Annotated in this window: 17 protein-coding genes and 1 pseudogene; 13 read left to right on the top strand and 5 right to left on the bottom strand. The window is 65.7% G+C overall.

Annotation, left to right across the window (positions count from 1 at the left end; genetic code table 11):
* Positions 1–21 precede the first annotated feature (21 nt).
* From ABZ909_RS25925 to ABZ909_RS25900, 6 genes are all read left to right on the top strand, one after another.
* Positions 22–684 (top strand): response regulator transcription factor, encoded by a 663-nt coding sequence (locus tag ABZ909_RS25925; protein WP_357004022.1) that lies wholly within the window; start codon positions 22–24, stop codon positions 682–684.
* Positions 681–2,009, top strand: coding sequence for a HAMP domain-containing sensor histidine kinase (locus ABZ909_RS25920; protein WP_357004019.1), 1,329 nt, complete (start codon positions 681–683; stop codon positions 2,007–2,009). The genes ABZ909_RS25925 and ABZ909_RS25920 overlap by 4 nt, the downstream gene beginning before the upstream one ends.
* 31 nt (positions 2,010–2,040) lie before the next feature.
* Positions 2,041–2,607: a helix-turn-helix domain-containing protein gene (locus ABZ909_RS25915; RefSeq protein WP_357004406.1), complete on the top strand. Its 567-nt coding sequence runs from the start codon at positions 2,041–2,043 to the stop codon at positions 2,605–2,607.
* Between the two features lie 500 nt (positions 2,608–3,107).
* Positions 3,108–4,313, top strand: a complete 1,206-nt coding sequence (locus tag ABZ909_RS25910; protein WP_357004017.1) for an NAD(P)/FAD-dependent oxidoreductase — start codon at positions 3,108–3,110, stop codon at positions 4,311–4,313.
* A complete protein-coding gene (locus ABZ909_RS25905; protein ID WP_357004016.1) occupies positions 4,303–4,821 on the top strand; it encodes an ester cyclase in 519 nt (172 codons plus the stop codon). Before ABZ909_RS25910 ends, ABZ909_RS25905 begins: the two co-directional genes overlap by 11 nt.
* Positions 4,822–4,847: 26 nt before the next feature.
* Positions 4,848–6,026 (top strand): hydroxylase, encoded by a 1,179-nt coding sequence (locus tag ABZ909_RS25900; RefSeq protein ID WP_357004014.1) that lies wholly within the window; start codon positions 4,848–4,850, stop codon positions 6,024–6,026.
* Positions 6,027–6,047: 21 nt separating this feature from the next.
* Here ABZ909_RS25900 and ABZ909_RS25895 read toward each other — a convergent pair whose 3' ends face one another.
* Positions 6,048–6,260, bottom strand: a complete 213-nt coding sequence (locus ABZ909_RS25895) for a hypothetical protein (RefSeq protein ID WP_357004012.1) — start codon at positions 6,258–6,260, stop codon at positions 6,048–6,050.
* 94 nt (positions 6,261–6,354) lie between these two features.
* Between ABZ909_RS25895 and ABZ909_RS25890 the strand changes: the two genes are divergently transcribed.
* Together ABZ909_RS25890 and ABZ909_RS25885 are read left to right on the top strand one after the other, a co-directional pair.
* Positions 6,355–6,552 (top strand): hypothetical protein, encoded by a 198-nt coding sequence (locus ABZ909_RS25890; RefSeq protein ID WP_040863016.1) that lies wholly within the window; start codon positions 6,355–6,357, stop codon positions 6,550–6,552.
* A 636-nt stretch (positions 6,553–7,188) separates the two neighbouring features.
* A complete protein-coding gene (locus ABZ909_RS25885; protein WP_357004010.1) occupies positions 7,189–8,100 on the top strand; it encodes a helix-turn-helix transcriptional regulator in 912 nt (303 codons plus the stop codon).
* Between the two features lie 84 nt (positions 8,101–8,184).
* On the opposite strand, the gene ABZ909_RS25880 is transcribed toward ABZ909_RS25885, so the two are convergent.
* From ABZ909_RS25880 to ABZ909_RS25870, 3 genes and pseudogenes are all read right to left on the bottom strand, one after another.
* A complete protein-coding gene (locus ABZ909_RS25880; protein ID WP_357004007.1) occupies positions 8,185–8,406 on the bottom strand; it encodes a DUF397 domain-containing protein in 222 nt (73 codons plus the stop codon).
* Between the two features lie 437 nt (positions 8,407–8,843).
* Complete coding sequence (locus ABZ909_RS25875; RefSeq protein WP_357004403.1) at positions 8,844–9,563, bottom strand: VIT family protein; 720 nt, start codon at positions 9,561–9,563, stop codon at positions 8,844–8,846.
* Positions 9,564–10,212: 649 nt separating this feature from the next.
* A pseudogene (locus ABZ909_RS25870) lies at positions 10,213–10,386 on the bottom strand (alpha/beta hydrolase); the annotation flags it as partial.
* Between the two features lie 33 nt (positions 10,387–10,419).
* Between ABZ909_RS25870 and ABZ909_RS25865 the strand changes: the two are divergent.
* The 3 genes from ABZ909_RS25865 (at position 10,420) to ABZ909_RS25855 (ending at position 11,883) form a co-directional block, all read left to right on the top strand.
* Complete coding sequence (locus ABZ909_RS25865) at positions 10,420–10,932, top strand: hypothetical protein (protein WP_357004401.1); 513 nt, start codon at positions 10,420–10,422, stop codon at positions 10,930–10,932.
* Between the two features lie 288 nt (positions 10,933–11,220).
* Entirely contained in the window at positions 11,221–11,463 is a 243-nt protein-coding gene (locus ABZ909_RS25860; protein ID WP_357004006.1) for a hypothetical protein, read from the top strand.
* Positions 11,464–11,589: 126 nt separating this feature from the next.
* Complete coding sequence (locus tag ABZ909_RS25855; protein ID WP_357004003.1) at positions 11,590–11,883, top strand: hypothetical protein; 294 nt, start codon at positions 11,590–11,592, stop codon at positions 11,881–11,883.
* Between the two features lie 68 nt (positions 11,884–11,951).
* On the opposite strand, the gene ABZ909_RS25850 is transcribed toward ABZ909_RS25855, so the two are convergent.
* Positions 11,952–13,256, bottom strand: a complete 1,305-nt coding sequence (locus tag ABZ909_RS25850) for an alpha/beta fold hydrolase (RefSeq protein ID WP_357004001.1) — start codon at positions 13,254–13,256, stop codon at positions 11,952–11,954.
* A 93-nt stretch (positions 13,257–13,349) separates the two neighbouring features.
* On the opposite strand from ABZ909_RS25850, the gene ABZ909_RS25845 reads away from it, so the two are divergent.
* Both ABZ909_RS25845 and ABZ909_RS25840 read left to right on the top strand, forming a co-directional pair.
* Complete coding sequence (locus tag ABZ909_RS25845) at positions 13,350–13,940, top strand: TetR/AcrR family transcriptional regulator (RefSeq protein WP_357003999.1); 591 nt, start codon at positions 13,350–13,352, stop codon at positions 13,938–13,940.
* A gap of 362 nt (positions 13,941–14,302) precedes the next feature.
* Positions 14,303–15,217: an alpha/beta hydrolase gene (locus ABZ909_RS25840; protein ID WP_357003997.1), complete on the top strand. Its 915-nt coding sequence runs from the start codon at positions 14,303–14,305 to the stop codon at positions 15,215–15,217.
* Positions 15,218–15,478 lie beyond the last annotated feature (261 nt).

The following is a 15,478-nucleotide window of genomic DNA, read 5'->3' as shown; positions in this document are numbered from 1 at the left end:
GTGTTCGATGGAGGATCGCCCGTGCGTGTTTTGGTTGCCGAAGACGACGAGGACCTGCGGCCCGTCATTGTGATCGCACTGCGCGGCGCCTGCCTGACCGTCGACGCGGTCGCCGATATCCCGGCAGCCGACGAAGCGCTCGCTGTCACCAGCTACGACTGTGTGGTCTTCGACCGGATGCTGCCCAGCGGTGATGCGGTGAACTACGTTGCGAGTCAACGCCGAAGCGGCTGGTCGACGCCGACGATGTTCCTCACCGCCCGCGATTCCGTCGACGATCGCATCCTCGGGCTCCAATATGCCGACGACTACCTCGGCAAACCCTTCGCCATCGCCGAACTGGTCGCCAGAGTCCGAAACCTGTACCACCGCAGGGACACTCGACGCCCCTCGGTGCTGCGGTGCGGCGACCTCGAGATGGACCTCGGACGGCGCGAAGTCCGTCGCGACGGTGTGCTGCTCAGCCTCACGCTCAAGCAGTACTCGGTGCTGGAACAGCTCATGATCAACCTCGAGCACACCGTATCCCGCACCGACCTGTTCGAACACTGCTGGGACGAGCACGCGGCCGCCAACTCCAACGCGCTCGACGTGACGATCGCCATGCTCCGGCGCAAGCTCGGCCCGCCCGAAATGATCAGGACACTGCGCGGATACGGCTACCGGCTCGTCCCGGCCGAATGAAGCGGGCGAAACGCGGGCGCGCCATCCCGCCCGCTCGGCGGCTGCGATACGCACCGTGGATCGCGGTCGCGGTCCTGACCGGCTTCGCGACTGTCACGCTGTCCGGTTTCGCCGCGGTCGACCTGATCACACAGGAGCACGCCGACACCGCACGACTCGACGCAGAGCTGAACACCGTGGCTTCGGCGGCCGCGCACGAAGTGGCGAGCAGTCCGGCAGGCGCGGTGCCACAGGGATTCTCGGTATACACCACCGTCGCCGATGCGGTCACCTACCAGGGTCACGGACTGTCGCGGATCGACGGCGACTGCCCACAGTTCGCCGTCGTCTTCGCGACGAGCGTCGGGACACAGGAATTCCGCAGCGCCAGGCACTGCACCCACGACCTCGACGAGATTCGACTGCAAGATATGCGGGCCCGCGCGGTCCGCACGCGGGTGCCGGTGCAGGTGACCATTCCCTACCCCGGCGGCGCCGTCCGCGCGGTGGCGACGCCGGTCGACGATTGGCGGTACGACCACTTCGGCGGAGCCGCCATCGCATGGGCGGACCTGGGTCCCGACCACGCCCGGCAACGCCAGATCACCGCGCTCACCTGCGGTCTCACGGCCGCGCTCATCGCGTCGTTCGGCCTCATGACCTACCTGCTCACCGCACAACTGCTGCCGGCGCGAATTCGCGCGGTCGAGAGCCAGGAGGACATTCTCGCCGGAGTCGCACACGACCTGCGCGCGCCGATCGCCGCGTTGTGCGCACTGGCCGAAACCGCCCGTGATCACCCCGACCAGCGCACCGAACTGCTCGACCGCACCGTGCGCCTGTCCCGTCGCATGGGCGACATCGTCGAGGATCTGCTCTCCCGGGCCCGGCTCACCGCGGGTATCGAGGAGATGGAAACCCAGCCACTGCGCCTAGATCAGATCGTCCTCGATCTGATCGAGGAAATCGACTCCGACGCAGCAATATTCACCTCGACGACCGCACCGACCGTCGTGAACGGCGCCCCCACCCTGCTGTGCCGGGCGATCCGGAATCTCCTCGACAACGCGGTCCGGCACGGCCATCTGCCGGGCGAACCCGCACGCGTGCACGTGACGGTCGCCGGCGGCCGCGTGATTGTGGCGGACCGGGGACCGGGACTCGTAGACTCCGACCGCGACTCGATCTTCGAGGCCTTCCACAGCAATGCGGGGTCGACCGGGCTCGGTCTGCCCATCGCCCGGTGGGTCGCCCACGCCCACGGCGGCACCCTCGACGTCCACAGCGCGGACGGCGGCGGCGCAATCTTCGAATTCGCGCTGCCCACACCGGCCCGCGAGCTCTGACACCCTGGCACACCGATCGGAAAGCACCGTGATGACCGGATCAGCCAAGAACCGGATGACCGCCGCCGAACGCAGTGAACAGATCATCCGGGTCGCCGTTGCCACCTTCGCCGAATCCGGCTACACCGCAACCAGAACCGATGTCATCGCCCGCCGCGCCAACGTTTCCCAGCCCTATGTGATCAGGCTCTTCGGCAGCAAACAGCAGCTGTTCCTCGCCGCCCTGCACCACTCCTTCGACCGCCTCGAAGCCATCGTGGAATCCGCTGCGGCACAGCACGATTACGCCCAGCCATCGCGACAGTCCGCGAGCGCCCTGGCCGATGTCTACCGAGCGGTCGCCGCCGAGCGCGATCTGCTGCTGGTCGCCCTCCACGGCTTCGCGGCCACATCCGAACAACCCATCCGCCGCGATCTGCACCACCGCTACGACCGTCTCCGCAGCCTCCTCGCGGAGGTCACCCGAGCGTCTCCACACGACACGCGCCGCTTCCTGGCCGCCGGTGCGAGACTCGCCATCTCCACCGCGCTCCATTCGACCGACCGCCGGGCCGGACCGGCGCGTGCTGCCTCAGCGTGTCGGCGGTCCAGCTCGTAATCTCACAGCGCACCGCGGAGGGTCACGTCGAACGAGGTTGGAAATCTCCTCGACTACAACGATTCTCCCAGGCTCGGCGACCGAGCCACTTGACTCTTCGCGGCCCAGACTGTAGAACAATGCTCTACAAATATAGAACAGCGTTAGATAGAAGCCCGATGACGCTCCCCGTGTCGACCTCGAGGCTAGGACTTTCGGTCCCAGAGATTCCGAGATATTTCCTTCCCGTCGCGGCTGTGCAAGTCGTCGACTATAAGAAACCGAACACAGCGATTACCGTGCAGGCGAATTCCGCCGGTGCGTAATTCATGGCGTCGCATGATTGACCGGGAACGGTACCGCAAATGAAGTACACCACATGAACTTTCGTCCACTCCCGATGAGCCCGCGACCGGTGGAGCGATACTGATTGCGACAGGCCAATTAGCACGATTTTAATCGGATGCCGATCGGCATAATGACGAGCCGAACATCGACCCTCATGTTCTTCGGAAGGCACCATGCGGTCAGGTTATGGAAATATTCTGATTATCGGCGGCGGAATTGGCGGCACGAGTGCCGCGATCGCACTGCGCAACAGCGGCTTCGACGCCACGGTCTACGAAGCCAGATCTCTGCGTGGCACACAATACGGCGGCTGTTATGTGCTCTGGTACGCGGGGGTCATGTCCTTGGCCCGACTCGGACTGCTGGACAAGGCAATTGCCCTCGGCCATCGGGTCGATCGATTCGAGATGTGCGGTGAGCACGACAACGTGCACTACCGCGTGGACATGGCGGCACGTATCGCCGCGAAAGATGTGACGCCGCTGGCGATCCGACGGGCGGATCTGTTGAACTTGTTGTACGGGGACCTCGGTACCGATGCGCTGCATTTGAATTCGACGCTGCAGTCGATATCGCAGGACGGGCATGGGGTCACCGCGACATTCACCGACGGGCGAACCGCACGCGGCACCGTCCTCGTGGGGGCCGACGGACTTCAGTCCCGCGTGCGCGCGCATATGCACGGAATGACTCCGGCGCGTCATCCCGGGTACGCGCACTGGTCCGGGATCAGTGAGAGCGACGGCGGCGCACCGGTCGGTGCGTTCCGTATTCTGCACGGGCGGTCCGCGCGTTTCGCCTTCTTCCACCTCGGGGACGGGCGGGTGTGCTGGTGGGCGGTCCGCAAGGGGCCCGAGGGGCCGGACAGCAACCATCTCGGCGCTCACCGAGCACTGACCATGTTCTTCCGGGACTGGAGCCCGATCGCGGGAAGGCTACTGGAGGCGACGAAGCCCGAGTCGTTCCATCGACGCGACACCTTCGACCGTTCGCCGCTGCTGCGCTGGGGCAAGGGACGAGTCACCCTGCTCGGAGATGCGGCGCACGCCATGACGTTCGACCTCGGGCAGGGCGCGGGCACGTCGCTGACCGACGCCGTCGTCTTCGCCGATCAGTGGGCGCGCCACGGTGCTCCGATCGCGGCGCTACGCGGCTATGAACGCGCCCGCCGGAAGGTGACACTGCCGCTGGTGATGGCCTCGCGTGAGATCGGCGCCGCCACAAACTGGGGCGGTCCGCTCGGACCGAAGGCCAACGGGCTGATTCTGCGCACGCTCGGGGCCATGATCACGCCCTCGCTCTTGGCGCTCGACGCACGAAGCCACGCCGCGCTGCTCCCCCTCACGACAGAAGAAAAGGAGACGATCGATGTCGGCTGAAGAGAACAAGGCCCTCGTCGCGGAGTACATCAAACGGGTCTGGAATGAAGGGGATTGGAGCTACGCCGAGGAGGTCGTCCACCCGAATGTGGTGTTCCACGACCAGATCCGAGAGGGGAAGTTCCCGCCTGGTCGAGAGGGTATGCGCGCGGCGATGGAGGTCGTCCGGACCGGCATGCCGGACTTCACGTTGGACGTCCATGAGGTCATCGCCGAAGGCGACCTGGTCGTGATGCGCTGGAGTTCCACCGCCACCCATGCCGGAGTGTTCAACGGCTTTCCCGCGACCGGGCGGGTGGCCACGCTCTACGCCATCAGCATGGTGCGGATCAAGGACGGTCGCATCGTCGAAGGGTGGCAGGAAGCCGACCAACTCGGTATGGGGCGGCAGATGGGCATGGTGCCGAAGTCCGAGATGCCCAGACCGATCGCGAGCGTGCTGTCGTTTGTCATCCGCACGCGCGACCGGAGGCGCGGGGGCCGCACTCGCGAGACGAAACAGCGATGAACCAACCAACAAGCGAGGTGTGCGACATGGCACACGACGTAGTCAACCGCATCGATGAACTCGGGCCCGAGCTGGCCGCGCTCGCCGAGGAAAACGAGAAACTCGGCAGGCTGAGCGACAAGAGCGTCGACTTGCTTCGTTCGACAGGAGTGATGCGGCTCTTGGCGCCCACCGAGTTCGGTGGCTACGCCGCCCATCCACGGGACTTCGCCGAAGCGGTGATGGCGGTCGCGCGGCACGACGGGGCCGCCGGGTGGGTCTGTGGCGTCGTCGGCATCCACCCGTGGGAGTTGGCACAAATGGATCACCGTCTCGCACAAGAGGTGTTGGGAGACAACCCGGACACCTGGATCGGCTCGCCCGTCATACCCTGGGGCCTCGCAGACCCCGTCGACGGAGGGTACGTTCTCAGCGGGCGCTGGCCGTTCTCGTCGGGCACCGACCACTGCGACTGGGTCATTCTCGGCGCGATTCTCGGAGACGGCACCGGAAAGCCCGCGTTGCCGTTCACCATTCTGCACGTGGTGCTCCCCCGTTCGGACTACGAGATCATCGACGACTCATGGGATGTGATCGGCCTGTCGGGCACCGGCAGCAAGGACGTCGTCGCCACGAAGGCGTTCGTTCCCACGTATCGGACGATCAATCAGGAGACGGTCCAGTCGGGTACCACCGCCGAAGCCCTCGGGCTCGAGGTGCTGTACCGGCTCCCGTATTCCTCGATGTTCCCGATCGGGATCACCGCGGCGGTCATCGGGATTTGCGAGGGCGCGCTGGCCGCGCACCTGGACCTCCAACGCGACCGAGTCACCTCGGTGGGCGCCGTGGTTCGGGACGATCCGTATGTGCTCTACGCCGCGGGAGAGGCGGCCGCTGAGATCGCGGCCTCCCGAGTGCAATTGATCGATGGCATCAGCCAGATGCACGATCTGGTGGTGTCCGGAAAACCGACGACGATCGAGGACCGCTCGACCGTCCGCCGCAACCAGGTCCGCTGCGCCTGGCGAGCCGTCTCGGCCCTGGACGAGGTCTTCGCGCGGTCCGGCGGAAACGTGATTCGGCGCGGCAACCCGCTGCAGCGGTTCTGGCGGGACGCGCACGTGGGACTTCAGCACATGATCCACGTTCCCGGCGAGGCGTATCACGCCAATTCCCTGGCCCGGATGGGACTGGAAGTGCCCGCACCGCTGCAGAAGCTGATCTGACGGAGAACACCCCGTGATCGGCTACCGATAATCGGCTGAAGCGGCCTCGCCCGCACGGTTGTTCCACCGCGCACGGCGGGCGTCCCGCTGCCCTTCGGCAGCGTGCTGCGCGACGCCCGCGCCCACGGCGACGGCGACAAGGGCTGGGCCGCCGTCGCCGCCGTGGCCCGCCGCCGCGCCGGGCTGCCGGCGTAGCCGAGGCAGCCACCTCGGCACCACAACTCGGCTGGTCAAGGGCCTAAAAAACGGAACTGGAGACACCGAGCCGGTCCCACGGAGTAGCGTGCGATCCATGAGCGCATGCGAGGTTTGCGGTAATGATTACGCTATGCCGATCGTCGTCGAAGCTCAGGGAGTGCGGCACGTCTTCGACTGCTTCGAATGTGCGATCCACCGGATGGCACCCATCTGCGAGCACTGCAACTGCAAGATCATTGGTCACGGTGTGGAATCAGAGGGCCGATTCTTCTGCTGCGTGCACTGCGCCGTGTCCGAGGGTGCCATAGGCCTGGTCGACCACATCTGAAACCGGAGTCATCCCGGAGGCCAAGGGATCTCCATCCCGACCCGATAACGACAACGGGACCGGTGCCGCAAACCTGCAGCATCGGCCCCGTCGGAATCGGTTCGTGCAACGCCCCTTTTCGGTGGAGCCAAGGGGATCTCGAGCCCCTGACACCCGGCTGGGGGCCAGTCCTCATCGATATGACCCGGTCGCAGGGCAACTCCCTGCGCTCGCGCGGGTGTGCTCGCCCGGAAGACCGGGACGCAGGCGCGCTGCGATGAGGCGGCCGATGTTGGAAGCGTGGAAGCGGCTGATTTCGGTGCGGACATCATCCGGTGTGGCCTCGGTCAGCTGGACCATCGCTTCGGACCTAATGCACTGACCGAGGGCCTGATCGGGATGGCCCGAATGCTCAGCGGTGACGACGAATTCGCACTGCCCAGGTTGCGCGCCAGATATCCGATCAGCCAGTCGACCGCCTCGCGAGCAGCGTCCATGGGTGGCTGGATAGACGTCTCGTCAGGTCAGGTCCGGCCATGGCGCATGGGCTGGTCAGCTGTCCGGGCGCTGGACGGTGAGCGCGTGATTCACGTTACGACCGGCCGAGTCTTGACTCGGATGAATCGAGATGATTCGATCTGAATCATCATGTTTCCAGTGAATCAACCGGCAGAGGGCGCGACTGCGGCGGCGGTAGCCGCCGCGAATTCTGTTGCGCGCCAGTCGCACCCGCGCCAGCAGTTGGGCGCGGAGCTGCGCCGGTTGCGGGACATGGCCGGAATCTCCGGGCGGGAGCTGGCCAAACGAGTCGGAATCAGCCAGTCGACATTGTCTCGGATCGAAGCAGGCCACGTGGTTCCCCCGCTGCCGCAGGTGCTCGACTGGGCCAAAGCGGTTGGGGCAGAACCTGATTCTCAGCATTCGTTACGCACTCTCACCGAAGCGGCGCACTCACCCGAGGTGCGCGACTGGGCGGCCTCGCTCGCGGACCGCACGCACCTGCAGGACGACGTACGGGCATTCGAGGAGGACGCGCAAGTGGTGCGGAACTTCCAGCCCGCACTGGTGCCGGGTCTACTCCAGACCGCCGACTACGCCCGCCGGGTGTTCGCCACTTTCGATCCGCCCTACACGCCCGACGCGCTGGCAGCCGCGCTCGCCGCGCGCCTGGATCGCCAGCGTGTGTTGTACGACCCCGCGAAGCGCTTCGAATTCCTGATTACCGAAGCGGCCCTGCGCTTTCGGCCCGGACCGCATCGCATGCTCCTCGCCCAACTGGACCGGATCATCTCGATCGAGACCCTCGATACGGTCATCATCGGGGTGATTCCGCAGGATATCGAGGCCAGCACCACGATCCCGCACGGTTTCGTCATCTACGAGAACGAGGACCACGCGCTCGCCTCCGCGGAACCGATCCCGGGAAGCATGGTCACTCGTGGCCCCGAACTTGTCGACGCCCATCGCCGCCGCTGGGTGGCTCTGACTCGAATGGCCGTGTTCGACACCGATGCCCGCGTATTCCTCGCCGAGCTCCGGGACGAAATCCACCGCATCGCAACCAATTGACCATTTTCCAGCGGCTGTACGAGGGGTCGGCCGCACGTGGGGGTGGTGGTGTCGCAGTGAATTCGCTGCGACACCACCTACCCGTCAGTCGCCGAAATCGAATTCGCCGGCCCGCACACCTGACATGAACGCTCGCCACTCAGATTTCGTGAACCACAGTGTCGGGCTGTGCCGATCCTTGGAATCGCGCAATGCGATCTGGCCTTCGTGGTACGCGACCTCGACGCAATCGCCGCCACCGTAACTGAAACTGCTCTTGGCGAACCTCGGGCCGCGATGCTCCCCGCGAATCATATTGCGGTTCATGGCATTCATTCCTTCCCCCGGAGGGTCACTCCCCATGACCCTTCTCGTGAATCGCTTACGACGAACACAGTGCTATCCGAACCCCCGGCCGCGCAACTGAATTCGCCCGGGCTCGCGCGCCGACACATCGAAATGCTCATGAACGCAACACTACGGCGACCCACCGACAAACCACCGTGACGCACGGATCGCAGGAACGCGAGGCACTGCTACAGCCGGGCCACTACGTGGTTACCATCAGGCCGTAGCCGCCCTCCGTACTCGCGGTGCCGCCGATCTGGACGGTAGCGGTACCGAGGTCGGTGTACGGCGGGAGGTTCGGGTTGCTGTCGGTCGCGAAAATTGCGCTGGCCGAGGACTATCCGAGTAGTCCAGGCCCGACCGGCTTCCCGCTCACGCCGAAGCGCTTCTGGACAGCAGCGTCCGGCATGCCACCGCTATAGCGCCATGCCGATCAAATGGCCGACCGCATACGTCACGACCATGGCCGCGGCGCCGCCGATGAGCACCCGGATCGTCGCGCGCCGCACCGGCGCTTGCCCGAGCCAGGCTCCGGCCGCGCCCGTCAACGCCAGCGCTACCAGCACTGCGCCCGCAGTGACCGGAACGCGGATCGCGGCCGGGGCGAGGATCGCCAGTAGTGGCAGCAGGGCGCCGAGGGTGAACGAAATCGCCGACGACACCGCCGCATGCAGAGGGTTGGTCAGTTCGTGCGGATCGATCCCGAGTTCGGCCTCGGCATGCGCGAGGAACGCGTCTTGTTCGGTGAGTTCCTGTGCCACCTTCCGGGCCGTCGCGGGGGACAGGCCCTTGCGCTCGTAGATGGCGGCCAGCTCGGCCAGCTCCTCCTCGGGCTGCTCGGCCAGCTCCCGGCGCTCGATCTCGAGAAGCGCGCGCTCGCTGTCGCGCTGCGTACTCACCGATACATACTCACCGAGGGCCATCGACACCGCGCCCGCGGCCAGGCCCGCGATGCCCGCCGTCACGATCGTGCCGCGATCTGCCGTGGCAGCCGCCACGCCGATGACGATGCCCGCCACGGAGACGATTCCATCGTTCGCGCCCAGCACACCGGCGCGCAGCCAATTCAGCCGTGCGGCAAGCCCGTTACCGTGGGTCTCGGAGTGCGGCAAGACCGCCGAATTTCCGTCGTTCATCAAGAGCACGAGGTCGACGCTAATAGGTTTTCCGATGCCCGACCAGCAACGTAAGGCTAGCCAAAATAAGGTAAACCATTGCACAGGAAGGGTTTACATGCCTAACTCACTCCCGCTTCCGAACGTATGTCGGCCCGGTCGAACTCGAACGATCGTCATGCCTTATCGAATTATCGGATCCACCTATAGGCGCACAGCGTCGCCCGGTGTGTCGACAACCACAATTCCGGCAGGCAAGACGATCGATGCGTAGAGATCGCCCCGTCGGCGGCAACGCGTGAAAACCAGCCGATCTCAGTGCCTTTGTGATTTGATCGCGAGCATCATCCACGTCGCTATCGCCACCGGGATCATCAGATAGATCGTGGCGCCAATCCATATGTCGGTGTGGGGGTGGGCAGGAATCCAGGTGCGTGCGGAGGCCATCAAGACGGTGTGCTGTCGTATCGAAGTGACACTTCACATTTCGAGCGCAATCCCGCCACCGGATGGCACCGCGCATGAATCCGACCAATCGAGCCCCGTACCGATCTACATCGATACGGGGCCCGTTCGGGGGTAATCGCCCTCGCTGATCGCATCAGCTTGGTTGACGAACGCACACTACAGTGCGGTCGTCAGCATCAGATCTGGACGTAACCCAGGACACGTGTCCGCGGCGGTCATGGGCGATTGCGCGGAAGCCGTGCTCGGCGACCAGTTTCGGTCGTTCGTCCCAGACGTCGGCGTTGAGCGGCCAGCCGTGACTGAACACGACCGATTGTCCGCTGCCCCGATCCTTGTCGTAGATCTCGGCGTTGTCGCTGGTGGTGATGGTTGACACGGCTCATCCCTTGGCCTTCAGCGTGTGTTCGGTATGGCGCGCAAGCGTCTCCGCCGACCACGTGAAGCGCAGACCCAGCGCTGGGCCAGCGATCTGCTCACCGACCGCAATCTCGGTGTCGCCGACGAAGTAGCCCGCATCGCAGCCGAATTGGACACGACCGCTGTCGCTGTCGCGCTGGCGTGGGTCGCCAGTCGGCCGGGTATCTCCTCTACCTCGACCAGTCCCCGCACTATCGAGCAGCTCGATGAAAATCCCACCGTAGATCCACCTGCCGATCGAACTCGCCGAGCGCCTCGATGCTCTGTCCGCCCCCTCGAACGGACCGGTCAACGGAATGTTCACCAACGCAATCTGATTCCGGTCCTCGCCATCGACGCCACCCGGCCCTGCGAGAACAGCGCCATTCACCGCTGCGAGTCACAGCGCCTCAGCCAGAGCCGAAGATCGTTCGGAAAACGATCGGTCAGTGATCGGGTACAGGGTGATCTGGCCGGTCTGAATCTCGCAGTTAATTCGGAGATATCTGCGACCTTTCGTGCCTGAGCACTCTCGATTCGTGCCAGCAGCGCGATATTCGGGCGGCTCCGGCGCGGTATCTCATTACTGTGCGGTGTGGGTGAGCCGATCGTGGAACGTGGCGGGGATCCAGCGGTTATCGCGCCGCATTCTCACGTCGGATCATCCGGCCGGGGTCATAGTGGACGACTCCGGAACCGGTGCCCCGCTTCGCCAACTCGAGCGGTGCACCGTGCTCGGCGGCCGGGTGGATCGGCCCGCAGACTCTTCTGATCCACCCGGCCTGAGCAGCATTGGACCGTCACGGTGCCGGAGTTGACCGGTCTGGACGGTGCCGCCGATCTCATCCCGGCCGACATCGGGATCCGCCGCCAACTCCTCGACGCGGACATCTACAGTCGCACTGCCGATTTCACCACCATCCCCGATCGGATCCATCGGCTCCGGCGCGCCACCATCGACGACCTGCTCACGGCCGCCTATCTGCGCCGTCAGTGCGCCGCGATCGACGCGACCAGCACTTTGAGGTCATCAGGCAGCAACGAGTCGGGGCAGTAGATGCGCTGCTGGTGATGGCCGCTATCGCCGGTGTGGCCGGAATGCTGCGTCGGTGCGAGCAATCCGCTGGCACAGCGGCGTCGAACTATCGAGCGGTCCTGTAATCGGTCGAGGGGAAGTGCTGGAGTGCAGATGTTCATCAGCGGCAGGGTCAGCCGCTGCGGCGGTGAGGCCCATGTCGTCATCAGTGCACCGCGGCCGGTCGCCGGGTGCACCCGCGGCGACAAGGTCTGCCACGTCGAAATCCGCCACGCGGGCACCGTCGTGCGGCTGCACCCGCAGCCGGGGTCCACGCGGGTGGCACTGGACAACGCGCTGTGTGAGGTCACCCGGCATCTGGGCATCGACCTACCGGGGTTGCTCGCACACGTCGCGATCGGGCCTGCGGTGCACGAGCCCCGGGACGCCTATCGAGCCTGAGACTCGTCTCCGAACAGCCGGCTGACGACACCAGCCGCCCGCGGTGTTCCCTGGCCGCCGGACCGGCCCTACCGGTGTTCGCCGAGGAAGGTCGGAACGTCCGCGGCCGTGGGGTAGTTGGGAAGCGGTGCCGGCTCGTCGTCGAGGAACGCGGTGATCACCGATGCTGCGCGGTCGTTGTTGTCGTCGAGGCCGTTCCAGATGTGATGGCCGACGCCGGTGATGTATTGGGTCCGGGCAATCGCGGGATCGGACGCCAGGATGGCCGTCGCCCATTGCCGCAATTGGTGCGAACATTGGGCCATCACCAGCATCGCCGGTACCTCGGATACGCGCAGTTGCGGAGTGATCGAGGGCGACTGGGCGATCGTGTCCTGGATGCGGAGGCTGGCGGCTGGGTTGAACGAGAAGTTCACGGCGCTGTCCTCGACCGGGATGCGCTGAGCGTCCTTCGCGCAGTAGCTGTTCGCCGTGTCGCTGCCGAGATCGGCGGCCCGGAAGGCGTTGACCGCTTCGGCCTGGCCGACCATCTGATCCTGCGGAGACAGTAGCCCCAGCCGCTGCAGCCCGAAGGCAATCGCATAGCGCGGCATCGAGACCGAGCGTGAGCCGCCGGGTGGGGGAGCAATCCCGGCGGCCGTAGCGCTTCCGGTCCAGCCGGCCGCGTGCGCTGTGGGTCCGTCCATCGGTCCCGGTTCCACGATCACTGCCCTATGGATGAAGACCGTGCTCGCGGCGTCGGCCAGGGCTCGCGTGAGGATCACCGCCCCGGAGGAGAACCCGATCACGTCGGCGCGTCGGCCGGGAATGTGCTCCAGCACTGCCATGAGGTCGTGCACCGAGCGGTCGATGGTGTAGTCGCGCATGGGCAACGGATCGCTTCGTCCGCCGCCGGCCTGCTCGTAGGCGTAGACATCGAAGCCATCGCCCGCCAGCCGCCGCAGAAACGTGTGGTCGATCAGGGCGATGCTGCGGACGGGACCGCCGTTGAGATACAGCAGCGGCATACCGTGATGCTCGACGCCCGCCGGCGGTGCGTAGTGATACACAGCGACACGGCTGCCCGTCGCGAGCGTCCAACGCTCGCTCGAAACTCCGGGCAGGTCCGGAGGATACTGCCAGCTCGTCGAAACGGTTGGTACGCAGGCGCTGGCGGTGAGCGCGCAGGCCAGACTCGTCTGAATCAGCATGTGCACGGCGGAGCGCCGACGATGACGGGCTGCCAGCAGTCCGGCAATGGCCGTGCCGACCGTGGCAGTGACGGTCCATGCCGCCCATCCACGCCCAGCCCCTCCGGTCAGCACCACCACAGCCAGGAACACCACGACCAATGCCAGTACGGCCGTGACGTAGATGGCGGTGGTCCGTACCACTCGCAAGCTTTGTCGAACGAACGTCACTATGATCTCCCTAGTTTCAGAACACCGTTCTGAAACGATGTTACACGGCGGGTAGACTGCGTCTCCATGGGACGTCCGCCAACCAACGACGACGCCACGCGCGAATGCCTCATCAGCGCTGCGACCGATCTGCTGCGTGATCGCTCGTCGGATCGCTTGTCGGTGCGCGAAATCGCCGCTGCCGCAACCGCTTCGACGACCTCGATCTACACCCTGTTCGGAAGCCGGGACGGTCTGCTCGCTGCCGTGCGCCAGCGCCTGGCGGCGCAGCTGTTCGAGGTTCTGGTCGCGGTACCCGCGGGTGACGACCCACTCACCGACCTGCTGGCGATGGCGTCGGCCTATCGGCGGTGGGCCCTCGACGAGAGGCACTTCTACGCGGTGATCTTCGGCGGCGGCACGACCTACACGCCCAGCGGCGCCCCGAGCGACCGGGACCCGGCGGCGCCGCTCGTCGATGCGATCAGCCGCGTACACGCCTCCCGGTACCCGACCGCAGAGGTGAACCGCATCGCGGTCGCGGTCTGGGCGACCCTGCACGGCTTCGTCACGCTCGAACTCGACGGGACCCTGCCCTCGGCGTACATCGACGTGGTGATCCCGGCGGCCGTGACATCATTGGTCATCGGCTGGCACGTACCGGCTTCCAGCAGCTGATATCACGGTGCGCATTCCTGCCGACCGGGTGAGCCGAGACCACAGCACACCGGCAGATCCCGCCGCTAGGCCAGGACTACGCGGGTCTGCGCAGGACGAGGTGTTCGGCAATTCGTTCCTCTACCCGCCGTGGTGATCTCGTGCGGCCGAAGTCGGGCGGGCGGCGCGGATCGGCCGGCGAGCACCGGCGCTGCTCCATGAGGTGTGCAGTGGGATCACTTGGTAACACCATGTCATGTCGGAACTTCCGGAGAGTTCATGCGCAGGTGTCAGCCGGGTGGATCCACTGGGATGCTTTGTTATCGAACGGACTTCAGCGCGCTGGTGCGCTGACCGGGTTCCTGACGAGAGGAGTGCCAGGCATGGTGGACGACATCGCGAGCGTGGCCCGGCCCCCACTGGGGACGCGCCATGAGCTCGCGGGCGGGGCGATGCTGCTGCACAAGTCCGGCGCCGGCGGGCCGCCCGTGGTGTTCCTGGCCGGTGGCGGGATGTCGGGCCTGTACTACTGGAAGGTGCACGACCTCGTCGCGGAGTTCACCACGAGCGTGATCTACGACCGGCTCGGCCTGGGCTGGAGCGACATGGTGGACCTGCCACGCAGCGGCACGCAGGTGACCGACGACCTGCACGAGCTGCTGCGCGTCGCGGCTGTGCCCAGCCCGTGTGTGCTGGTCGGGCACTCACTCGGCGGCCTGTACGCGCGGCTCTACGCGAAGCGATTCCCCGGCGAAGTCATCAGCATGGTCCTGCTCGACCCGACCCACGAGGACATGGTCGACTACGTGTCAGAGGAGAAAGCGCAGCGGCTGCGGGACTCGAATATCGACGACCTGTTCTCGCCCGAGCAGTTGGACGCGATGCGGACCGCGTACCGGACCGTATTGGCCCGGGCGCTCGCCGACTGGCCCGCCGAGATCCGCGAACCGCTACTGGACCAAGGGCACCGCCGCGAGCGTTTCCGGCAGTCCCTGCGGGAGCCGATGAACCTGCCTCGGCTGTTCCGGGAGGTCCGCGACGCCGGGCCCGATCCAGACGTACCGATGATCTTCATGGCGGCCATGGGGACCGATGCGATCGCCCAAGAGCTGGTGCCGCCAGAAGGGCATGCCTCGCTGGCCGAGTCCAACCAGACCAAGCACCGGCTGTACACCGATCTGGCCGCTGCGCACCCTCGAGCCGAGGTCCGCCGCTTGGACGATGCCGGGCACTCGGGCATGGCCTGGCTCAGGGCGGACGCTGTGGTTCAGGCGATCCGCGATACGCTGCCGCGCTGACCACGCCAACCTCGGCGAGTTCCATAGCCGGTTCCGCTGGCGAAGTCGGTGTCGTTTTGAGGTAGACCTCGACCCGGCACCCCCGATTCCCCTGCACGGCCTTCGGAATAGAATCCGCGCCGGTTCTTCCGACACTTGTCGGTGTCTGTTCCAAAACTTCAGCCCGGCACATTCCCACGCGCAGAAGGGATTCCGGGTGGCGAACGGTCAGCGAATCGGCTACATCAGGGTCAGCATCGACGACCAGGCTCGACGGCGTAC

Origin of the sequence: Nocardia sp. NPDC046763 (assembly GCF_040645495.1) — a bacterium.
Taxonomy (GTDB): domain Bacteria; phylum Actinomycetota; class Actinomycetes; order Mycobacteriales; family Mycobacteriaceae; genus Nocardia.
This window is presented reverse-complemented; position numbering and strand designations above follow the sequence as displayed.